Origin of the sequence: Gracilibacillus saliphilus, from assembly GCF_010994085.1 — a bacterium.
Taxonomy (GTDB): domain Bacteria; phylum Bacillota; class Bacilli; order Bacillales; family Amphibacillaceae; genus Gracilibacillus; species Gracilibacillus lacisalsi.
The window spans coordinates 84,227-105,913 of sequence record NZ_WJEB01000020.1 but is presented as its reverse complement, the minus strand read 5'-3'; the positions used below and the strand labels follow the sequence as shown (position 1 = coordinate 105,913).

Sequence of the window (21,687 nt, the reverse complement as noted above, 5' to 3'; positions counted from 1 at the left end):
TGATGAAAGTGAAAAATACAATCCAATTTCAAAAGCTGAAAAAGAACAGTGAAAAAATCACTATGATCACAGCATATGACTATCCAGCTGCAAAATTAGCAGAAGAAGCGGAAGTTGATATGCTATTAGTTGGTGATTCTCTCGGGATGGTCGTATTAGGCTATCAATCAACCATCGAGGTTACGGTAGAAGATATGATCCATCATGGAAAAGCTGTTACACGAGGTGCCCCGAATACATTTACTGTTATTGATATGCCTTTTATGTCTTATCACTTATCAATAGAAAAAGCAATGGAGAATGCACAGCAAATGATGCAGCAGACAAATGCACATGCGCTAAAAGTCGAAGGAGCCTCTACAGATACTATAAAGCTGATCGAGAAACTAACAGAAGCAGGTGTACCAGTAGTTGGCCATTTAGGTTTAACGCCACAATCAGTACATGTGTTAGGTGGTTATCGAATCCAAGGAAAAGATAAGGAAACAGCTAAACAGTTAATAGCAGATGCGAAGAAGTTAGAAAATAGTGGAGCATTCAGTGTGGTATTAGAATGTGTACCAGATCGATTAGCCAAACATATAAGTCAACAATTATCGATTCCAACTATCGGTATAGGAGCAGGCAAGGATTGTGATGGTCAAGTACTTGTTTATCATGATATTTTACATTACGGAGTAGATTTTCAGCCTTCATTTGTAAAAGTATATCATGAAGTTAGTTCAGATATAAAATCAGCGATTCAAGAGTATCATAAGCAAGTGAAATCCGGTGAATTCCCAGATGAAGAACATACGTTTGTTATGGATGAGCAGCTAGCTAATGATCTGAATTTGGAGGAATAGAAGTGAAAATTGTACGTACTGTAAACGAACTGATAGCCATTTCAGACAGATTGAAACAGGACAATAAAACGATCGGTTTTGTCCCTACTATGGGCTATTTACATGAAGGACATACTACATTGATGGATGAGAGCAAAAAGTATGCAGATGTGTTAATTGCAAGTATTTTTGTAAACCCATTACAGTTCGGACCAGGTGAAGATTTTGAACGCTATCCAAGAGATGAAGAACGGGATCAAGAGATTGCTGAACAACATAGCGTCGATATTTTATTTTTGCCTACGGTGGACGAAATGTATCCTCAGGAGGCAACGATAAAACTTCATGTGAAGAGACGTACAGATGTTTTATGTGGTAAAAGTCGACCAGGACATTTCGATGGTGTTGCCACCGTATTGACTAAGCTTTTTCATTTAACAAAAGCAGATTTTGCTTTTTTTGGCCTCAAAGATGCTCAGCAAGTTGCTGTTGTAAAAGGACTTATAGATGATTTTAATTTCCCTACCAAACTAATTGCAGTACCAACAGTAAGAGAGTCAGATGGTTTAGCAAAGAGCAGTCGGAATGTTTATCTGTCTGAAGAGGAAAGGGAAGAAGCCGCTCACTTACATAAAGCATTACGTACAGGACAGCAATTAATTATTGACGGTGAAAAAAATCCTGTTATGATTATAGAGGAAGTAAAAAAATATTTAGATAGAGAAACAAACGGTAAAATTGATTATGTAGATTTGTTAACATTTCCATCCTTAAAGCAAATAGGTAGTATTGATCAACAAGTCATCATTGCTGTAGCTGTTCAATTTACGAAAGCACGGTTAATTGATAATCTTATCATAAGTGAGAATGGAACTGTACCTAAAGCAATTGTTTAGGGGGAACTATTATGTTACGTACTATGATGAAATCGAAAATTCATCGCGCACGTGTAACAGAGGCAAACTTAAATTATGTAGGTAGTATTACGATTGATGAAGAAATTTTAGATAAAGTAGGTATTTTACCGCATGAAAAAGTGCAAATTGTAAACAACAATAATGGAGCACGCTTGGAGACATATGTGATTGCTGGAGAAAGAGGCAGTAAGGTTTTTTGTTTAAATGGTGCAGCTGCTCGTCTTGTTCAGCCTGACGATATTATCATAGTCGTTTCATACGGCATCATATCAGAAGAAGAGCTAAAAGAATTCAAACCAAAAGTGGCTGTAATGGATGAGCATAACAATATAAAAGAAGTCTTAGAGCAAGAACCACCATTATCAAGCCTTTTATGACAACAAACTCTTATCCACCAAGATAAGAGTTTGTTTTTTGAAAATAGCAACTAACGATGCACAGTATCCATAAACTGCAAAATAACATGACAAGAATTTGCTCTCTTCCTGTACTGCATTTTGATGAGTTCTTACATGCGCTCCGGCAAGATACTTCGCTTTCCACGGGCACGGCCTTAGCCAGGGAACTACTTGGAATTATCTTCTTTGCTCCCTTGCACCGAGGAAGCCACTTCGAAGCGTTACTAGAAGACGCAGGTGCATCACGGGGTCTTCGGCTCGCGCTGCGTCGTGAGGAGTCTACGTATCTTGCCTCCGCTTTGCGTAATGTTCTGATTATTGAAAGAAGTAACACACGGGTACTGGTTCCCGAGTATTTCCTCTTATATAAGGTAGAATTATTCACACAGCGTAGGCAGAATACGGAGACTCCTGTGGGACAGCGAGAGCTGAAGATCCACTTGGTGAAGTGCCTTTCTTCACCAAGTTAGCTGAAGCCGAGCCCACGGAAAGCGCAGTATTCTGCCGGAGCGTATGTTAGCACTCATCATCAATCAGAATGGAAGATGACCACACTCCACAAATGTTCATTACTTCGCAGTTTTTATCTAGTGTGAACTATGGTCAAGCGAATGTTTATATATTTATTTGTCAGAAGTTGCTAATAATAAATGGAAATGTAATATCAAGTATCGGGGATGATCCTTTGCAAAAATTTGTTGTAATAGATGTCGAAACTACTGGACAATCCGCATCAAAAGGTGACCGAATAATTGAAATAGCTTTAGTAGTAATCGAAAACAACCAAATTACACAACAGTATAATCAACTAGTAAATCCAGAACAACCTATTCCAACCTTTATTTCACAATTAACTTCTATAACGGATGAAGATGTGGATACACAACCTGTATTCGCTGAAATTGTTCCCGAGTTTAAAGGTTTACTGGATAATGCTATTTTAGTGGCGCACAATGTACCATTTGACTTAACTTTTTTAAATGAAGAGCTTGAACGAGTAGGGGAATCCAAAATTCACCCTTATGTTGTCGATACGGTCGAATTAGCAAGAATTTTATTACCAAAAGCACCTAGCTATAAATTAAATGAATTAGCTGAATATTTAATGATCAGTCATGCTAATCCACATAGGGCGATATCAGATGCATTGGTAACAGCTGATTTGCTAATTATGCTAATAAACAAATTGCAAAGCTTACCGGAGAATGTCATCCAGCAAATGTTATCAATATCTCATCCATTGCGTACAGATTTTGCTAAATTGTGTGAATCATTAGATCAACAAGCGATTCGCACAGATATCGAAGAAATTAGAGGTTTTTCTTTAAAGAAACAAGAAGAAATAAAGGAAAATGAAGCTTATATTTCGCAAGACTTTTCTACATATTTAGATGAAATATATGGTGATCATGGAAAACTTGCACAAGTCTATGCCCGATATGAGAAACGAAACGCACAAGTCTTCATTAGTGAGAAGATTTATGATCATTTTCGGATGAATGAGCATGCACTTATCGAAGCGGAAACAGGTGTTGGGAAAACCATTGGATATTTAATTCCGGCTGTTTATGAAGCACTAAATCACCATAATAAAGTAGTGATTAGTACAACTAATACAAACTTACAGTCCCAATTAATCGATCAAGATTTAGCAAAGCTAGATTTACCCGTTCGAACAGCTATTATGAAAGGGAAAAGTCATTATTTAAGCTTACAAAATTTCGAGCAATTCTTTCATGATTCCAATTATCGATCTTATCAGGATATATTGCTAAAAGCGATGATTATCGTCTGGCTAACGGAAACAACGACAGGTGATTTAGATGAAATACAATTTCCGGTTGAAAAACACCCTGTTTTTTATCAAATTGTTGTCAATAACGAAAAAGCGAATGAGATGTGGAAGGATTATTGTTTCTATCAAAGAATGATAAAAACTGCAACGGAAGCTTCGATCATTGTCACCAACCATTCTCTGTTAGCTATTGACATGTTAGCAGAGAAGCCTATTCTGCCTGCGTATCAGAAATTAATTATTGATGAAGCACATCAACTGGAACAAATGGCAACCAATTATCTTGGAGATTCTTTAAGCTATTTTGAATTAACGCACTTCTATCAACAGTTGGAAAAAAGTGATGCCATAAGTATAAGGCTTCAACAATCTATAGATACGGTTAAATATGAAACAGATATATTATTCCGGCAGTTATATCAATATGTCAAAGAACAGAATAAAAAACAGAAAAATGTTACAGATGTAGGGCGTTTGAAAACTGTTTGGAACCATGATAAACCAATAGAACTTATCGACAGCGTTTATCGAACAATCATGGTTATAAAAGATTTAGCACAATTGTTCCCGGAAGATATAACGGATGAGAAGAAACAAATCTTACGTGTAGAAGAGCTGCTTCGTCAGCTATTGATTGAAGAAAAACAGGCAGCTGTTACATGGCTGGAGATTGATCAACAAGGTGCAGAGAATGCTGTATTTATTCAGCACGAACCATTTTCAGTTAAGAATACATTGCAGTCTTATTTATTTCGGGAAAAGCAATCGATTATATTAATTAGTGCTACTCTAACCATGAACCAATCATTCCGATATATAAAAGAAAGACTAGGGCTTGATACGGAGCATACGAAAGAGTATATTGTTGAACATCATTTTGACTATCAGAACCATGTAGAGCTTATAATACCTAACGATCTTCCGGCTATACAATATCCTAATAATGATGATTTTATCTTTGCGATAAATGAAGCGATTATTTCGATTGCCGAGAAGACGAAGGGGAGAATGTTAGTACTGTTTACTTCGTATGACATGTTGCGGAAAAGCTACTTTATTTTAAAAGAAACAGATCTGTTAATGGACTATATGATTATTGGGCAAGGTGTTTCGACAGGCAGTAGGAATCGATTAATTAAGCAATTTCAAGCATTTGACAAATCGATCCTTTTAGGTACAAATGCTTATTGGCAGGGCATTGACATTCCAGGTAATGATTTGTCGTGCTTAATCATTGTGAAGCTACCTTTTCAGTCACCACAAGATCCTGTATATATAAAAAAAGCAGATTATGTTAAATCAAAAGGAATGAATCCGTTTATGGAATTAGCATTACCACAAGCGGTATTGCAATTCAAACAAGGATTTGGCAGATTAATACGGAAAGATACAGATCATGGTATGATTTTTGTTTTTGATGAAAGAATCATGACAAAACGTTATGGTAAGACATTTATTCAATCTATACCTGAAATTCCTATTCATTATGAAACCATGCAAGACTTACTAAATCGTGTAAGTAAAAAATGGCTATGATAAACTTTCGTATTTGTGAAAACCTACATATATAATCAAAAATCAAAGAGGTAGGTTTCCTTATGATAAAACGTTTGTTCTGCTGTCTATTATTATCGTTGCTGATTAGTCCGCCGTTGCTAGCGATACCTGATATACCAAAATTAAATGCCGATGAATTAGACATTATATTTTTTAATGTACCACACGGTGAAGCAAGTTTATTAACGAATCATAAGGGTGAGCACATTTTAGTGAATACAGCTTCAAAACGGAGTCAAAAAACATTATATCAGCAATTAAGTAAACTACATGTCGACAAAATTGACAAGATTGTTGTAACGAACCAATCAGAAGAATACACAGGAAACTTATTATATTTTCTGGAACATTATCAAGTCGAAAAACTAATCATTCCTTCGAACATGAATGTAGAATTTTTAGAAGCTGTCGAGGTGGAAACTTGGAAGCTAAATGAAGAGTTTTCTCTCTGGGAAGATGTAAATATTCGACCGTTGGATGAAACCAAGGATGGAGATATTTCTTTTTTAATGCGATATGGTAAAGAGTCCATTTTGTTTTTGAATGACAAAGAAACGACCATTGAACAAAAATTAATTGAGCAGACTGTTGATGTAGATATATTAAAGGTAGCTGCTTTTGGTAGTGGACATTCACCATCGCAAAATTTTCTCGAACATATTGATCCATATATAAGTATCATTTTTCCAAGTCAAACACATAAGATTAATGAATCGCTAATTGAGCGGTTAAACGCAACTTGGATTGATGTTTACTTTTTGAAACAGTCCGGTACCGTATTTGTTCGTTTAAGTAAGAATGACTACGAAATTCTTACGGAAAATAGTTCAGTCAGCCTGTTACCTTCTTAAATAACCATATATATTTTAAAATCTACCATGTTTTCAGTTGAAAAATTGATCAAAGTCTATCAAAATAAATAGAGGAATGTCTTTTTTCACAATAGGGAAAGAGATCATCGCTTTCCCTATCTTATATCTGTTGGAGGTGTCTTAAATAAGCCATTCAAAAATTACTACACTGTCTACTGTTCAGCTGACATATGCAGACGATTTGTATAAAATTGTCGATAGTTTAAATCGAACGTTGAAAGAAGAAAATCTTATGTTTGGATTAACACTAAGTGAGGATAATGATGAAAAAGCAATCTTTACCATTTATCGAACGCAATAAATTATGGATTATCGTATCATTAATTTTTATTTTTTTATTAATCGCTTCGTACTATTTTATTTCGCTTTATCAAGACGTAATAAATAGTAAAACAGAACAGTTTGACGAGGTGAGAAATTTAGCATTGGATAATACTTCACTTGATGTGATACATAGCATTGAACGATTTCATGGCGATCAATTATACTATGTGGTAGATGGGGAAACGAATGATAATCAAGCCTCGATAGTATATATGTATCAGTCGGAAGAGGAATGGGAATATGATATTTATAATAAAGAATCCCTTTATGGTGAAGATATTCTCTTATCCGAATGGCGTGAGCGATGTACATCTTGTGAGTTGTTAGGTTCAACAATTGGATTAGATAGTGGCTACCCCGTTCTCGAAATTAAATACCTGGATACATCAGATAGTCTGGTGTATGAACATGTATTACTAGAGGACAAAACGCACTATCGATTAACTTTAAAGCCATCATTTGAATAATAGAAAGGTGATTAAAGAGTATGGAATTAGCAAACAGAGTACAAACATTAACTCCATCATCAACGCTTGCTATTACAGCAAAAGCTAAAGAGTTAAGACAAGCAGGACATGATGTGATTGGTTTAGGTGCAGGGGAACCCGATTTTAATACACCAGAACATATTTTAGAGGCAGCATCTAAAGCCATGTATGAAGGTTTTACTAAATATACTCCAGCAGGAGGAACGATTGAATTAAAGCAAGCTATTCAGAAAAAAATGCAGCAAGATCAAGGCTTAGACTACGATCTTGACCAAATTATTGTAACAATTGGTGCAAAACATGCACTTTACACTTTATTTCAAGTGTTGCTCAATAAAGAAGATGAAGTGATTGTTCCAGCACCATACTGGGTAAGTTATCCTGAACAAATTAAATTAGCAGAAGGTAAACCGGTATTTGTGGATGCACAAGAAGAAAATGAATTTAAATTAACACCGAAACAATTAGAAAATGCTATAACAGAAAAAACAAAAGCTGTTATTATCAATTCTCCTAGTAACCCAACAGGTGTTATGTATGAGAAAGAAGAATTAGATGCATTAGGTGAAGTATGCCTCAAGCATAATATTTTAATCGTTTCAGATGAAATTTATGAAAAATTAACTTATACAGTAACAGAACATGTATCTGTGGCAGAGCTTTCACCAAAATTAAAAGAACAGACTGTTATCATTAACGGTGTTTCCAAGTCACATTCAATGACAGGATGGAGAATTGGTTATGCTGTTGGAAACAAACAACTTATTAAAGCAATGTCCAATTTAGCATCACATTCTACATCAAATCCGACGTCGATTGCACAAGTAGCAGCAGAAGCAGCCTACAGTGGTTCACAAACACCGGTAACGGATATGCGTGAAGCATTTAGTGAACGACTAGAAAAATTATATGAATGGTTAGTGGCTATTCCAGGAATCGAATGTGTCAAACCTAAAGGCGCTTTCTATCTGTTCCCAAATGTGAAGAAAGCAGTGGAAATGAACGGCTTCGATACGGTGGACAAATGGGTTACAGCTTTATTAGAAGAAGAAAAAGTAGCATTAGTTCCAGGCTCAGGATTCGGTGCACCAAACAATGTTCGTCTTTCCTATGCTATTTCATTAGAACAACTAGAAGAAGCAGCAAATCGGATTAAACGATTTGTTGAAAATCACCAATAAGTACGAACGATAGTGGAGGATTCTTATGAAAACAACAATTAATCAGGTAGCAAATTATCTTAATCAAGAGGTGACGATCGGTGTTTGGCTTGCCAATAAACGTTCCAGTGGTAAAATCGCCTTTCTACAATTGCGTGATGGCACTGGCTTCATCCAAGGAGTCGTTGTAAAAGCAGAAGTATCAGATGAAACATTTCAATTGGCAAAGTCGATCACACAGGAATCATCGTTGTATGTAACGGGAACGATTGTAGAGGATACCCGATCACCATTTGGTTATGAAATGCAAGTGAAAAAAATAGAGGTTATCCATGAAGCAACAGATTATCCGATTACGCCGAAAGAACACGGTACAGAATTCTTAATGGATCATCGTCATTTATGGTTGCGATCTAAAAAGCAGCATGCCATTATGAAAATTAGGGATCAAATTATCCAGGCAACTTATCAATATTTCCAAAAAGAAGGATTTGTTAAAGTTGATCCGCCAATTTTAACTGGTTCAGCTGCTGAAGGAACAACTGAGTTATTCCATACTCAATATTTTGATGAAGAGGCTTATTTGTCTCAAAGTGGTCAATTGTATATGGAAGCGGCAGCTATGGCACTGGGACGTGTATTCTCATTTGGACCAACATTCAGAGCAGAGAAATCAAAAACAAGAAGACACTTAATTGAATTTTGGATGATTGAACCAGAAATGGCTTTTGTAACACATGAAGAAAGCTTAGAAATACAGGAAAATTATGTACACTTTATTATTGAATCCGTGTTGAAAAATTGTACATTAGAGCTTAAAACATTGGAGAGAAATCTGGACGCTCTAGAAAAAGTCAAAGCACCATTTCCACGTATCACCTATGATAAAGCAATCGAAATGTTAAAGGAAAAAGGATTTACTGATATCGAATGGGGAGAAGACTTTGGTGCTCCCCATGAAACGGCTATTGCTGAAAGCTTTGATCAACCAGTGTTTATTACCCACTATCCGAAAGATATTAAAGCTTTTTATATGAAACCTGATCCTGACCGTGAAGATGTTGTGTTATGTGCTGACTTAATTGCACCTGAGGGTTATGGTGAAATCATTGGTGGATCTGCGAGAATTGATGATCTGTCGTTAATGAAACAACGCTATGAAGAGCATAATCTTTCAGGAGATGCTTATCAATGGTATCTAGATTTACGCAAATACGGTAGTGTACCACATGCTGGCTTCGGATTGGGATTAGAACGAACTGTTGCATGGATCAGTGGTGTAGAGCACGTTAGAGAAACAATACCGTTCCCAAGACTTTTAAACCGTTTATACCCATAAGTATAGATAATCCTTTGCTAAACGTGCAAAGGATTATCTATTTTATAAAGAAAAACTAGAAAACCTACGCAAAATCCATAAACTACGAAGTAACTGAACATGGATTTGCTCTATTCCATTAGAGTGCAGACAAATCGCTCCGGTAGAATACTGCGCTTTCCGTGGCTCGGCTTCAGCTAACTTTGCAAAGAAAATCACTTTGCAAAGTGGATCTTCAGCTCTCGCTGTCCCACAGGAGTCTCCGTATTCTGCCTCCGCTATTGTTGTGCTCTGGTTATAGAAAGGATAAGAACTTATGGAACTAAACTCTTTGGACTTCATGTCTCTTGATCAGAACAGTATACTAAGCAGAGGAAAAATGTGACACTCCTTGAACTAATCTTTTTTGTTTTACTACAGTGTTAATCAAGTTGTAACCCCCTTGAGCATAGTAGCACGCTAGGCTACATATGACGGAGAAATCGATTGGTTGATTTCGGATTAGTGCTGTGGAGCATATCATAACGAAGGCCGCCCACTTTCACTCCTATGGGAATTGTTTGACCTGAAGATCCACTTTTTCGAGCGGTTTTTGCTCGAAAAAGTTAGCTGAAGGGCAAACCCCATGGAAAGGGAAGTGGGCAGCCGGAGTGGTGGTTATGATCATATATGTGAGAAATAATTCATAGGTGACTGTGCATTTAGTTTCGAACAAGCAGTAATTTCATTACTTCGTAGTTTGTATCTACTATAAAATAATTGGTCGATGCAGGAACGGGTATTTTTTTAAATATAGTGTTATCATATTGGTTGAAGGTGGTTATAAACGATGAAACAAAACATGCAATACATTTTACATGATCAAATTAATTTTCCGGCTTTATTAATTGAAAAGTTCGTTTCTTTGGGTTTAAATGAGACGCAATTAGCTATTATTTTGCAAATTTATACAGCACAAAGGAAAGGAAATAATTTTCCAACTCCAGAAGAAATCGCCGAACATCTAACAATTTCAAATGAAGTTTGCACTAATTTACTACGACAATTAATACAAAAAGATTTATTGGCCATTGAAGAAGATCAAGCTGATTACAACATCATAAAAGAATCTTACTCATTAGACCCATTATGGCAAAAGCTATATACGGTTGATCAAAAAGTAGAAAAAGTAGATAATAAGGTTGGTGAAGTTTTTCAAAAATTCGAGCGTGAATTTGGCAGACCATTATCACCTTTTGAAATCGAAATGATCAACAATTGGTTAGATGAAGATAACCATGATATTTCACTTATATACGCTGCATTAAGAGAAGCAGTATTGATGGGAAAAATTAATTTTAAATATATTGACCGTATTTTAATAGAGTGGCAAAAGAAAGGAATTAAATCTTCCCAACAAGCGCAGCAGTCAAGTAAATCATTTCACAGTCATCAGCAAAATACTTCCGTCAAGAAAGAACATCCTTATGATAAATCTTTATATTACAATTGGTTAGAAGAATAGGGGAGAGCAATGTTAACGAAAAAAGAAATAAATATCGTTCTGGAAAAAATCGAGGACATGTTTCCAGATGCAGAATGTGAATTAGTTCATGATAATCCTTTTGAGTTATTAATAGCTGTTGTTTTATCTGCACAATGTACAGACGCTTTAGTTAATAAGGTGACAAAAGAACTTTTCAAAAAATATAAGACACCTGAAGATTATTTAAATGTTCCTTTAGAAGAGCTGCAGCACGATATTCGCTCTATAGGGTTATATCGTAATAAGTCAAAAAATATCCGAAAACTGTGTACAACTTTAATCGAAGAATATGGTGGAGTAGTTCCGAATACAAAACAAGAATTGGAAAATCTTGCCGGTGTCGGTCGTAAAACGGCAAATGTCGTCGCTTCTGTTGCATTTGGAGAGCCAGCGATTGCTGTTGACACACATGTTGAAAGAGTTGCAAAACGATTGGGTATTTGTCGGTGGAAAGATAGTGTATTAGAAGTAGAGAAAACACTAATGAGGAAAATCCCTAAAGAAGAGTGGAGTAACACACATCACCGATTAATCTTCTTTGGGCGTTACCATTGTAAGGCGAAAAGTCCTCAGTGTGAAATTTGCCCGCTTCTTGACCTTTGTCGAGAAGGGCAAAAGAGAATGAGAAAAAGCAGCAAGGTGTAAGAACCTTGCTGCTTTTTTTAATCTTCTTCGTTTGACTCATCTTGTTGTTGCTCATTTTGATCTGACTGCGGCTCATCTTGATTCTGCTGATCATCATCAGATTGTTCATCATCTTCAGCTGGTTGCTCCTCTTGCTCTTCGTTTTCTTGGCCATTCTCAGGTTCTTCCTCATTGTCCATTCCCTGTGTAGATACTTGAACACTTGCAGAAGGTCCTCGTACACCGTTATTCTTTAGGAATGGAGTAACATGAATGGTGTAGTTCTTATTAGGTTCAAGCTGAGTTATATTCACAGATTTTTTATTCGTGTTAAATTCATCAATCGTCTGACCACCATCTTGTACGACAATTTCAAATTCAACAGGACCATTCTGATCGTATTCCCAACTTATTAATGCTGATCGATTTGCTGGATCAAAGGTTTGATTTAGCTGGCTGACTTGTGGAAGGTCATCCGCTTCATCTTCAGGAACATCAACTGTAACTGTTTTAGGATCACTTTCCATATCATCATTTACTGCAATAACCTCAATTGTGTATGTTTTTCCTTTATCCACATTAGAAATTTCTACTTCCTTATTTCCAGTTGTTGTTAAATCATTTAAGGATCCATCTGTTCCAGCTGAAACCTTGAATTCTACATCGTCTTCTTCATGATCCCATTTAGCTGTAATACTTTCACTTTCCTCATCATAGGAAGCACTTAGATTAGCTACTGGTTCTAATTCATCAAATTTTTCAGAGACGGCATCAGGTTCTGTTCCTTTTACAAATAGCTCCGTAACAATTTGCGAATCTGGTGTATATTCACTTGGTCGTTTGGCTGGGTTTGATCCTTTTTCAACTTGTACTTCCACTACAGAATCTGGTTTCACAAAGTTTTCTGTCTCCACATCTTGAGAAATAAAACTCATCGTTTCCCTGAATAAATCCTGAGCTATCTTGGTATTGTTCAGAGCTTTACGTTCTTTATCATAACCGGTCCAAACAGAAACAGTATAATTGGTCGTATATCCTGCAAACCAAGAATCAGGGCTTCCGCCACCTTCCTCATCAGTTAGGTTAGTAGTACCAGTTTTACCAGCCATATCTAAGCCTGAAACATTAGCTCTTGTACCAGTACCTTCTCTTACAACAGATTTTAACATATCGGTTATCATATAAGCAGTATAATCAGACATCGCAACAGTTGATTTGGATTCTAATTCATCTGATCTTCTGTCTGAATAATCTACTTTGATAACGGAGAATGGTTCATGATACACACCTTCATTTCCGAATGCTGCATATGCACCAGCCATTTCAATTGGTGTAACACTTGAACCAGATCCACCAATTGCATCTGTAAGGGTAAAATCACTTTCAAAATCCATTCCAATTCCTTCTGCAAATTCCTGAGCATTGTTATATCCGACTTCTTCTAGCGTTTTGACTGCAGGAACATTTAAGGATTGTTCTAGAGCGTATCGTATCGACATCCACCCTTGATAACTACGATTCCAATTTCGAACATAACTATCTTCTGTACCTGCAATTTTATATGGCTCATCATCATTGATCTGGTGATAAGTAGACCATTTTAATTCCTCGATAGCTGGGCCATAGGCAACAATTGGTTTCATGGTAGATCCGCCTTGTCGTCCATCACCATCTATAGCATAGTTCCAACCATCATTTTCACGATTTCTACCTGGGCCAATTGCTCTGATAGCACCTGTATTTGTATCAAGCACTGTTAAACCAACTTGCATATCTTCATCTTCACTATAGTCTATCGGGTTATCGTCTGCATCACTTAATAAAAATTCGACATGTTCTTGTGCATCTGGGTCTAGTGTGGTGTAGACATCTAAACTATCTTTATAAATATCCGCACCAGTCTTTTCGTTGACTTCTTTGCGCACTTGTTGAATAAATCCTTCATATTTGACAAAATCAGGCTTCTTAGATGTTAGCAATTCCTCAATATTGACTTCTCTAGCCTCATCAGCTTCTTCTTCACTAATCTTATTATGCTGTACCATTAAATTTAATACCGTGTCCATTCTTTCTTTCGTTAAATCAGGGTTAACAAATGGATCATAGGCTGATGGTCGTTGTGGTAAACCAGCTAAGATTGCCGCTTCTGCCAGCGTTAAATCATTAAGGTCTGTTTTACCAAAGTATATTTCTGCTGCCATAGCTACACCATAAGCACCAGAACCATAATAGATCTTGTTCACATACATTTCCATAATCTCTTCTTTGGAATACACTCGATCTAATTGTAATGCAAGCCACTGTTCTTGTATTTTCCGTTTTAATTTTTTATCATTTGTCAGGAATGAGCCCTTCACAACCTGCTGGGTAATGGTACTTGCACCTTGAGCCCCAAATCCCTCTCGGAAGTTCGCAATAACAGCTCCACCGATTCTCCTGAAGTCAATCCCGATATGATCATGGAACCGAACATCTTCTGTAGCTAAAATTGCGTTCAATAGTACAGGAGGCATGTCATCATATTCTATTTTTGTTCTTTTCTCTGCTCCTAGTTTTGCAAACACCTCACCATTAATGTCATAAAGGTTAGTAGATGCTGGATCCGCTAATAGCTCAGCGTCTAAGTCTGGCGCCGTAGCAATATAATACGTAAATAAAGCGCCAATACCTAAACCGATAACTAGAACGGCGATTAGTACATATTTCATTATTTTTTTCCGCATTGGTTTGCTCTTTGTATTTTTTTGTTTTAATTGTTTTCTTCTTTCAACTCTTGATTGACTTTTATCTGCCATTTGTAGTTCCTCCGTTCTCCATATAATACTTGTCAATTACAGCCAAGTAATCTACTTTTGCTTGAAATCGAATTGGTATTATATAACCTAGCTTTTTCACAGTTTCATAACGAATAGATTTCCTACCACCATTGAACTGCTGATCCCAATAGGGAAATAACTCCTCAGCAGGGAATAGGAATGTTTCTTGACTTAAACTAAAACGAATTAATAGAAAGCAGATTCCTCCATGATCCACTACTTGTTTCATATGATCTATCTGATGCTGATGAATGTTATGAAGTGGTAAGGAATGTTTATTCTTTGTTTCCTTTGCTTCAAAGTCTATATGCTTTCCTTTATATATACCATTATAATCCGTTGTCGACGCCTGTTTAAAGTAAGCTTCTTTAATAACCGCTGCACTTCTCTTTGGATAATCCACATTTACAATTTGAACCGGTGTTGGTTTCTTATGAATAATTGCGATATTGTGAGCTAAATAATATTGATTCGTATCATTTATATCATCTTCCAATGACATGCCACGGTTACTGTATACAGTTTGATTAGATTTAAGTTTAGTATAAGCTGATGACTTTTTTCCATTTGGATACTGCATAGACTCCCTCCTATATCACCAGACACATCCATCATATCATGGATAGATACATCATACGCTAAGCAACTGAAATCTTCAATCAAAATGTACATGAAAAGCTTGCTGGAACAGTAAATCCCTAACTTAAATTTTCGAAAATCGTAACATTTATATGGGGGCTAAATGTATAAATTATATGATTAGCTCGTAAAAAGTCGACATTACGAGAAGCAATGTCGACTTTTGTTCTAAGTTGATGGACGATTTGGCCCATTTAATTTTTTGTCATTTTGCGTCGGTATATCTTTGTTTTGCTGCTTTTCCCGCACATTATTCATTTTTCGTTTTTTGTTCACACGCATCACAATCCCTCCTTTGGTTATAGTTTGACTCTTTTTGTATAAATCATACGTATATTGGAAAGTTAATGTCAGCTTATTTCTAGTTTTGTCAAGAACAAGGAATTTCAAACCTTCTAACCGAATACAGTTAATAATATAATGAGGAGGGATATGTATGTCTAGTAATCAAACTATTTTTTCAAAAGAAGTGTGCGAAAAGAAGTTAACTGAATTAATGGAACTTGTTGAACAAATCGAGCAACAATGGGAATTTAAAACAAATAAGGAGACAGAAAGTCAGCATTGGCCAGTTAATGACATCTACAAGAAAGAGGGGGCATAATAGAATTATTTTACGAATCATGTTACAGTAATGATGGCTATTAAAGGTACAGAAAGGCGGTTCAATAGATTGTTACTGTTAACATATATCGAAGATTTAGAAAAAGAGTTAGTTAGGTTAAAAGAATATTACCTTACTCATCAACGCCCAGAAAATAAAAGGGATCCGGATTTTTTTGCTTTTGTAAAGGAAAATACAGAACCAGTTTTTGAAACGATAGATCAATGGTACGGCGAAGCTTTAAACTTTGTGAAAGATAGGGATGTTCATGTCCATCCTCAACAGATTGAGTCGACAGAGGAAAATATAAAATTATTGTTACTTCACAGTTATTATGTAGATGTAAAAAGAAAAAGATATATGGAATTACATCAGTCTGTCATGTATGTTTTCGATTTATTAAAAAACGATATGGATAATCTTTAAAAAAAGATCGATAGTATAGGTTGGTGTCTTAGACAATCCTCCCAATCGTGACATACGCTAGTATAGAATAATAAATAGTGAGGTGACTAGAAATGAGACATCGAAGACCTTTTGGATGTGGAATGCCACCAGCACCGACGGTTGTATATCCGACTAAGACTAACGAAGTGCACACTTGTAGTGAAAGTGAAGTAAAGCATATCCATCCGTCCCATACTACTTGTGTTAATCATCATTTAGTGAAAAACACGCATTACTATCCACACACAACCTCTTATCAAAACACAGTTGATCAAGTCAATGTATACGGCGGACCAGGACCTATGCAAGGACCATGGAATACACCAGGAAACCAACCTGGACCTGGCCAAGGCAATCAACCATATATGATGCCTAGATAACGATCTCTAAGGTTTTACGATCGATTCGTACCGCGATAAATGGAACGAACTTTTATTTAATCCAACATTTTTTTCGAATGAACTGTCATGATTTAATTCATGGCAGTTTTTTTGTTGAGAAACCCCACGGAAGGAAAAGTCGGCAGTCGGAGATGAAGGTCAACCATCGATATATTACTCACCGTGATTCCTTTATCTCAGTTGATTCTGAAGCCACTACCGCTCTGCGCTTTTATTAATTCTTAGTTCAAAGCTAAATAGACAAGTTTACATAACAAATGAATGCATATTCCAGATTTGATTGTTCCATACTATCAAAAAGAATGTTGAGATGCATATAGCAATAGAACAACTCTTCATCCTCGAAAAGAATAATCATAAACGCAAGTAGTTTCGAATTTTTGATTACTCCTGACAAATAGGATTCAATTATCCGCTAAGGTTGATATATGTATCCAATAATAGGGGGAGAGATACGATGGAAAATATTCAAGTAATTGTTCAAAGACAAGACGACCCGGACTCCAAGCCATATGAAGAAGAATTTCTCATTCCCTATCGTGCCAATATGAATATCATCTCTGTTTTAATGTCGATTAGAAGTAATCCGGTTAATAAACAAGGGAAGCATACCTCACCTGTACAATGGGACATGAACTGTTTAGAAGAAGTTTGCGGAGCTTGCTCTATGATTATCAATGGTACACCACGGCAAGCTTGTTCAACCTTGGTAGATCGACTAGAACAACCGATTAGATTAAAGCCGATGGAGACCTTTCCAGTTGTAAGGGATTTAGTTATTGAGAGGGAAAGAATGTTTCAAGCATTAAAAAGGGTACAAGCATGGATTCCAATAGATGGTACATATGATATCGGGTCAGGGCCACGGATGGATGAATCAACACGTCAATGGGGATATGAGTTGTCGAAGTGTTTTACTTGTGGGGTTTGCTTGGAAGCATGTCCTAATGTAAACAGTAGTGCCGAATTTTTAGGGCCTTTTGTTTTTGCTCAAATTGATTTAAAAAATATACACCCAACAGGAGCTATGCATAAACAAGATAGACTTGCTGCGTTCATGGGGGATGGCGGACTGGAATCTTGTGGTAATTCCCAGAATTGTGTACAAGTCTGTCCGAAAGGGGTCCCATTAACTACGTCCATTGCAAAAATTAATCGAGAAGCAACTTTTCAATCATTTCGTGAATTTTTTGGTTAAAAAAAAATTAAGTTACAATAATATTATTATGTAGACTAAATAAAGAAACTTAGGAACAACAGGGAGGAAAGCGTGAATAATTTAAATTGGCTAACGTATTTCATTATTATTTTGGCAAGCTACCGCTTAACTCATTTAATTGTATTTGATAAAATTACGGAGTTTATTAGAAAACCATTTTTAAAAAAGGAAAAAGTAGTCGATGACAAAGGAAACGAGCATATTAAAAACGTTCCTACTTCGAAATTTGGTTATCTCCTGAACTGTTATTGGTGTGCAGGAGTGTGGAGTGCGATTATTATTGCAATCTCTTATATGTTTATTCCCTCTATTGCATGGCCGATTATTTTTATTTTATCCATAGCTGGTGCTCAAGCGATCATTGAAACCTTTGTAGGAGTAGGAACAAAGATTACAAAATGGTTCAGTGATCAATAAAGGGAGACTCATCATTGAGAATTTTCCTTTAACAATACCTACTATGTGATCTATGACATGATCGCTTGAAGTATGGACGGTTAGTGCCATAATTAATGCTGTTTTTACTTGTTTCATGCGTTTTAGTTCAGGTATTAGGTATATTCTGATGGTTGTATTTCTAGATAGCAAGCTTTAAGGAGTTCGCGCATGAAGAAAGGGATAATTGTAGTCATTTCATATGGAATCATTTTGTCGATAGCATACTTATTTCATGAACCGCTGTTAAATTGGTTAAACCAAAGTGACCGGTCTCAGCTGCCATTGATGTGTTTTCTTGCCGTCCTATTCGGAATTATTCCAGTGGTTCCTTTTTCGGTTTTCGGTGCGTTAATGGGAGCTAAATATGGAATTATAATGGGTGCAATGATTAATTGGATAGGTTCAGTCGGAGCATCTGCTCTCTTGTTTCTTTTTGCTCGTTTTGTTTTTGTAAAAGAATTCCAAAAGCTGATTGCAAAGTTTAATAAGATTAAAAAGTTTGATGATTTGATAAGGCGTAATGCGTTTATCGCCGTATTAGTTAGTCGCATGATTCCGATTATCCCCTCACCTGTGATTAATATTTATTCCGGTTTAAGCGCTATGTCATTCCATACATACATTCTAGCAACCGCTATTGGCCAAATTCCTGGCATGATTGTTTATGCCTTCATAGGGAATCAATTATTCGAATCGATTCAACATTTGCTAATAGGAGTCGGTATCTATTTAGCCTTCTTAATTCTGATAATACCTTTTTATCGTTGGTGGAGGACTTGTTAATGTCAATTTTTGAAGATGATTTATTACTGATGGAAGAGGGATTTATTTTATGAAGAAAAGGAGATTAAACGTGTTAAAACTATCTTTAGGTATTCTCATTATTTTGATGACACTTGTTCTTATTTATTTATATTTAATCCAACCAATCGTGAAAATAAATAAAGCAGATCAAGTTTCCGATTATGCATCTAAACGTGTTGTCATGATTATTATAGATTCCATTATGGATGAACCATTACAACATGCTATTAGGAAAGGAAAAGCGCCTGCATTAGAATTTTTAATTCATAATGGCAACTATTATCCAGATATGGTGAGTAGTTATCCCACTATGTCGGTAACCATCGACAGCACCTTGTTAACGGGTACCTATCCAAATGAACATAAGGTTCCTGCACTAGTTTGGTATGATGCACAAAATAAAAAGTTTATTAGTTACGGTAGTGCTAGAAAAGAAATAATGAAAGTAGGGGTGAAGCAGGTTTTCCATAACAGTTTATTTGAACTAAATCACCATCATTTGAGTAGTGAAGTAAAAACTATTCATGAAGAATTAAATGGACAGTCGGCGTCGATAAACACGCTTATGTATCGGGCGAATCATAAACAACAGTTAAATGTACCGAGAATTTTAAAGATGGCCGGATTTTTAGAAGAGGGGGATTCGATCAATGGTCCTGAATATTTTTCCTACGGGATTTTATCAAAACTAAACCCCAATAATCATAAAACACATTTTTGGCAAGGATTTGGCTTTAATGATGAGTTTTCAACTAAAGAACTTAAATATTTGATTGAGAAAAATTATTTGCCTTCTTATTCTCTTGTCTATTTCTCTGATAATGATAAAAAAGTACATAAAAATGGAGTAAAGGAAACGAAGGGAATAGAAGATGCTGATAAGCAATTGCAAGAAATCCTTAATGGTTATCCATCATGGGAAGAGGCGATACAGGATAATATATGGATTGTAATGGGGGATAGCGGTCAAAGTGACATTGGAAAAGATAAAGAACAAGCATTAATTGATTTAAGGGAAATGCTAAAAGGCTATAACATACATCAAATAAGTGGTCCGATTCAAGAACAAGATCAAATCGTTCTTGGTTTAAATGAACGCATGTCGTTTGTTTACCTGCTAGATAGTAAGCTAGAACAAGGGGATATAGCCACTCAATTAAAAACCGATGAAAGAATTAATTTCATAGCATGGAAGCAGGATGATAGGGTAAACGTCATATCTGGCGACAAACAAGGCTTGCTTTCATTTAGACCTGATGGTAAATTCACTGATTCATATGGACAAAAATGGGAGATAGAAGGTAATGAAAAAATTCTAGATCTCTCTCTATCAAAGGATCAAAGGATAACATATCAAGATTTTCCTGATGGACTCGCACGGTTATATAGTTCTTTTTATTCGCATTCAGGCAGGTATTTGATTGTGGACGCAAAACCTGGTTTTGAGTTTGTTGGAGAAGGTTCACCAACGCATGTAAATGGAGCTAGTCATGGATCACTTTATAAGCATGATAGCTATTTTCCAATGATTGTTACGGGAACAGACCTGGAACCAGAGCATAAGCGAATGGTTGATCTAAAAGAATGGATTTTAAGAATACTAAATGAGACTCGTCAATAAAAGGGAAAACACTTGTCAGAGATTTTTGGCTTCAGCTGACTATTAATGAAAGGAATTAGACGGAGGAATATTGCATGCACATTAAAGTCATGACTTATAATATCCATCACGGTAAAGGCTTAGATAAGAAAGCAAATCTTGATCGAATTTGTAAAGTTATAGCTGACAGTAATGCAGATATTATCGGTTTAAATGAAGTAGACAGATATTTTTCAGAACGGAGTCATTTTCAAGACCAAATGAAGTATCTAACAAAGGAATTAAAATACTATGGTGCTTTCAGTCCTGCACTATCCTTACAACCAAGAACAAAATATTTAACACGACAATATGGTAATGGAATTCTGTCTCGTTTCCCCATTTATGCGCCTAAAAGTTATCTGTTTAACAATCGCCTTTGTATGACGGAAGACAGGTCTATTCTTGAAGCAACCATCTCATTAGATAATAAATGGGTACATTTTTATGTTACGCATTTAAGCTTAAATCCTTTACTACATAGGCAACAAAGTGATTTCCTCATAACTAAAGCGAAGAGACCGGCAGTTATTATTGGAGATTGGAATATGAAAGTACATTCCAAGAGATGGAAAAGGGTCGTAAAGGTGTATAAAGATGTGTGGGATTCCATAGATAATCAAGATGGACTGACTTATCCATCGAAAAATCCGCGGAAAAGACTGGATTATATTTTTGTTAGTAAGGACTTTACTATTTTGGATGTACAAGTTAACGACTCGATCCCCATAGCTTCCGATCATTTGCCTTTTGTATCTACTTTATCCATCTAACACACTTCCCTCTCTACATATCCTAATAAAGGTAACATCTAACAGAATAATCGTAGGAACATATGCCAAAATAGTATTGGTATTACTTTACGAGAGGAAAAAGAT

The 21,687-nt window shown here is 36.0% G+C and carries 21 protein-coding genes; 19 read left to right on the top strand and 2 right to left on the bottom strand.

All coding sequences use genetic code 11. The features are described from left to right. Positions 1-8: 8 nt before the first annotated feature. The 11 genes from panB to nth all read left to right on the top strand — a co-directional run bounded on the left by panB (position 9) and on the right by nth (position 11,823). Positions 9-845 (top strand): 3-methyl-2-oxobutanoate hydroxymethyltransferase, encoded by an 837-nt coding sequence (gene panB / locus GHT08_RS13940; protein ID WP_163581991.1) that lies wholly within the window; start codon positions 9-11, stop codon positions 843-845. Between the two features lie 2 nt (positions 846-847). Continuing rightward, complete coding sequence (gene panC, locus GHT08_RS13935; RefSeq protein ID WP_163581990.1) at positions 848-1,720, top strand: pantoate--beta-alanine ligase; 873 nt, start codon at positions 848-850, stop codon at positions 1,718-1,720. A gap of 11 nt (positions 1,721-1,731) precedes the next feature. Continuing rightward, the gene (gene panD / locus GHT08_RS13930; protein WP_163581989.1) at positions 1,732-2,118 is read left to right on the top strand and encodes an aspartate 1-decarboxylase; all 387 of its coding nucleotides are present in this window, start codon (positions 1,732-1,734) and stop codon (positions 2,116-2,118) included. Positions 2,119-2,824: 706 nt separating this feature from the next. Beyond that, a complete protein-coding gene (gene dinG / locus GHT08_RS13925) occupies positions 2,825-5,470 on the top strand; it encodes an ATP-dependent DNA helicase DinG (RefSeq protein WP_163581988.1) in 2,646 nt (881 codons plus the stop codon). A gap of 62 nt (positions 5,471-5,532) precedes the next feature. Beyond that, on the top strand, positions 5,533-6,342 hold the full coding sequence (locus tag GHT08_RS13920; RefSeq protein ID WP_163581987.1) for a ComEC/Rec2 family competence protein: 810 nt from the start codon (positions 5,533-5,535) through the stop codon (positions 6,340-6,342). A 145-nt stretch (positions 6,343-6,487) separates the two neighbouring features. Then, a complete protein-coding gene (locus GHT08_RS13915; protein ID WP_083939071.1) occupies positions 6,488-6,664 on the top strand; it encodes a YpmA family protein in 177 nt (58 codons plus the stop codon). Next, entirely contained in the window at positions 6,627-7,154 is a 528-nt protein-coding gene (locus tag GHT08_RS13910; RefSeq protein ID WP_163581986.1) for a cell wall elongation regulator TseB-like domain-containing protein, read from the top strand. Before GHT08_RS13915 ends, GHT08_RS13910 begins: the two co-directional genes overlap by 38 nt. A gap of 20 nt (positions 7,155-7,174) precedes the next feature. Further along, entirely contained in the window at positions 7,175-8,356 is a 1,182-nt protein-coding gene (locus GHT08_RS13905) for a pyridoxal phosphate-dependent aminotransferase (RefSeq protein WP_163581985.1), read from the top strand. Positions 8,357-8,381: 25 nt separating this feature from the next. After that, a complete protein-coding gene (gene asnS / locus GHT08_RS13900; RefSeq protein ID WP_163581984.1) occupies positions 8,382-9,674 on the top strand; it encodes an asparagine--tRNA ligase in 1,293 nt (430 codons plus the stop codon). Positions 9,675-10,482: 808 nt separating this feature from the next. Then, positions 10,483-11,157 (top strand): DnaD domain-containing protein, encoded by a 675-nt coding sequence (locus GHT08_RS13895; RefSeq protein ID WP_163581983.1) that lies wholly within the window; start codon positions 10,483-10,485, stop codon positions 11,155-11,157. A gap of 9 nt (positions 11,158-11,166) precedes the next feature. Further along, complete coding sequence (nth, locus tag GHT08_RS13890) at positions 11,167-11,823, top strand: endonuclease III (RefSeq protein WP_163581982.1); 657 nt, start codon at positions 11,167-11,169, stop codon at positions 11,821-11,823. Positions 11,824-11,840: 17 nt separating this feature from the next. On the opposite strand, the gene GHT08_RS13885 is transcribed toward nth, so the two are convergent. Then, entirely contained in the window at positions 11,841-14,597 is a 2,757-nt protein-coding gene (locus tag GHT08_RS13885; RefSeq protein WP_163581981.1) for a penicillin-binding protein 1A, read from the bottom strand. Continuing rightward, complete coding sequence (gene recU / locus GHT08_RS13880) at positions 14,587-15,198, bottom strand: Holliday junction resolvase RecU (RefSeq protein WP_163581980.1); 612 nt, start codon at positions 15,196-15,198, stop codon at positions 14,587-14,589. Before recU ends, GHT08_RS13885 begins: the two co-directional genes overlap by 11 nt. 495 nt (positions 15,199-15,693) lie before the next feature. Here recU and GHT08_RS13875 point away from each other — a divergent pair, with 495 nt between their 5' ends. The 8 genes from GHT08_RS13875 to GHT08_RS13840 all read left to right on the top strand — a co-directional run bounded on the left by GHT08_RS13875 (position 15,694) and on the right by GHT08_RS13840 (position 21,582). Then, on the top strand, positions 15,694-15,861 hold the full coding sequence (locus GHT08_RS13875; RefSeq protein WP_163581979.1) for a hypothetical protein: 168 nt from the start codon (positions 15,694-15,696) through the stop codon (positions 15,859-15,861). Positions 15,862-15,930: 69 nt separating this feature from the next. Continuing rightward, positions 15,931-16,287, top strand: a complete 357-nt coding sequence (locus tag GHT08_RS13870) for a DUF1798 family protein (RefSeq protein ID WP_163581978.1) — start codon at positions 15,931-15,933, stop codon at positions 16,285-16,287. Positions 16,288-16,379: 92 nt separating this feature from the next. Continuing rightward, entirely contained in the window at positions 16,380-16,688 is a 309-nt protein-coding gene (locus GHT08_RS13865) for a CotD family spore coat protein (protein ID WP_163581977.1), read from the top strand. Between the two features lie 478 nt (positions 16,689-17,166). Then, a complete protein-coding gene (sdhB, locus tag GHT08_RS13860) occupies positions 17,167-17,907 on the top strand; it encodes a succinate dehydrogenase iron-sulfur subunit (protein WP_163581976.1) in 741 nt (246 codons plus the stop codon). A gap of 72 nt (positions 17,908-17,979) precedes the next feature. Next, positions 17,980-18,345: a DUF1360 domain-containing protein gene (locus tag GHT08_RS13855; protein WP_018933751.1), complete on the top strand. Its 366-nt coding sequence runs from the start codon at positions 17,980-17,982 to the stop codon at positions 18,343-18,345. Between the two features lie 189 nt (positions 18,346-18,534). Further along, positions 18,535-19,149 (top strand): TVP38/TMEM64 family protein, encoded by a 615-nt coding sequence (locus GHT08_RS13850; protein WP_163581975.1) that lies wholly within the window; start codon positions 18,535-18,537, stop codon positions 19,147-19,149. Between the two features lie 70 nt (positions 19,150-19,219). After that, positions 19,220-20,791, top strand: coding sequence for an alkaline phosphatase family protein (locus GHT08_RS13845; protein ID WP_193568307.1), 1,572 nt, complete (start codon positions 19,220-19,222; stop codon positions 20,789-20,791). Between the two features lie 74 nt (positions 20,792-20,865). Then, the gene (locus tag GHT08_RS13840) at positions 20,866-21,582 is read left to right on the top strand and encodes an endonuclease/exonuclease/phosphatase family protein (protein WP_163581974.1); all 717 of its coding nucleotides are present in this window, start codon (positions 20,866-20,868) and stop codon (positions 21,580-21,582) included. Positions 21,583-21,687 lie beyond the last annotated feature (105 nt).

Excerpts from the sequence above, each read along its gene's own strand:
- panD (WP_163581989.1), top strand. The coding sequence starts at position 1,732 with ATGTTACGTACTATGATGAAATCGAAAATTCATCGCGCACGTGTAACA.
- asnS (WP_163581984.1), top strand. The coding sequence starts at position 8,382 with ATGAAAACAACAATTAATCAGGTAGCAAATTATCTTAATCAAGAGGTG.
- GHT08_RS13910 (WP_163581986.1), top strand. The coding sequence starts at position 6,627 with ATGAAAAAGCAATCTTTACCATTTATCGAACGCAATAAATTATGGATT.
- GHT08_RS13895 (WP_163581983.1), top strand. The coding sequence starts at position 10,483 with ATGAAACAAAACATGCAATACATTTTACATGATCAAATTAATTTTCCG.
- GHT08_RS13885 (WP_163581981.1), bottom strand. The coding sequence starts at position 14,597 with ATGGCAGATAAAAGTCAATCAAGAGTTGAAAGAAGAAAACAATTAAAA.
- recU (WP_163581980.1), bottom strand. The coding sequence starts at position 15,198 with ATGCAGTATCCAAATGGAAAAAAGTCATCAGCTTATACTAAACTTAAA.
- GHT08_RS13865 (WP_163581977.1), top strand. The coding sequence starts at position 16,380 with ATGAGACATCGAAGACCTTTTGGATGTGGAATGCCACCAGCACCGACG.
- sdhB (WP_163581976.1), top strand. The coding sequence starts at position 17,167 with ATGGAAAATATTCAAGTAATTGTTCAAAGACAAGACGACCCGGACTCC.
- GHT08_RS13850 (WP_163581975.1), top strand. The coding sequence starts at position 18,535 with ATGAAGAAAGGGATAATTGTAGTCATTTCATATGGAATCATTTTGTCG.
- GHT08_RS13875 (WP_163581979.1), top strand. The coding sequence starts at position 15,694 with ATGTCTAGTAATCAAACTATTTTTTCAAAAGAAGTGTGCGAAAAGAAG.
- GHT08_RS13905 (WP_163581985.1), top strand. The coding sequence starts at position 7,175 with ATGGAATTAGCAAACAGAGTACAAACATTAACTCCATCATCAACGCTT.
- nth (WP_163581982.1), top strand. The coding sequence starts at position 11,167 with ATGTTAACGAAAAAAGAAATAAATATCGTTCTGGAAAAAATCGAGGAC.
- GHT08_RS13920 (WP_163581987.1), top strand. The coding sequence starts at position 5,533 with ATGATAAAACGTTTGTTCTGCTGTCTATTATTATCGTTGCTGATTAGT.
- GHT08_RS13840 (WP_163581974.1), top strand. The coding sequence starts at position 20,866 with ATGCACATTAAAGTCATGACTTATAATATCCATCACGGTAAAGGCTTA.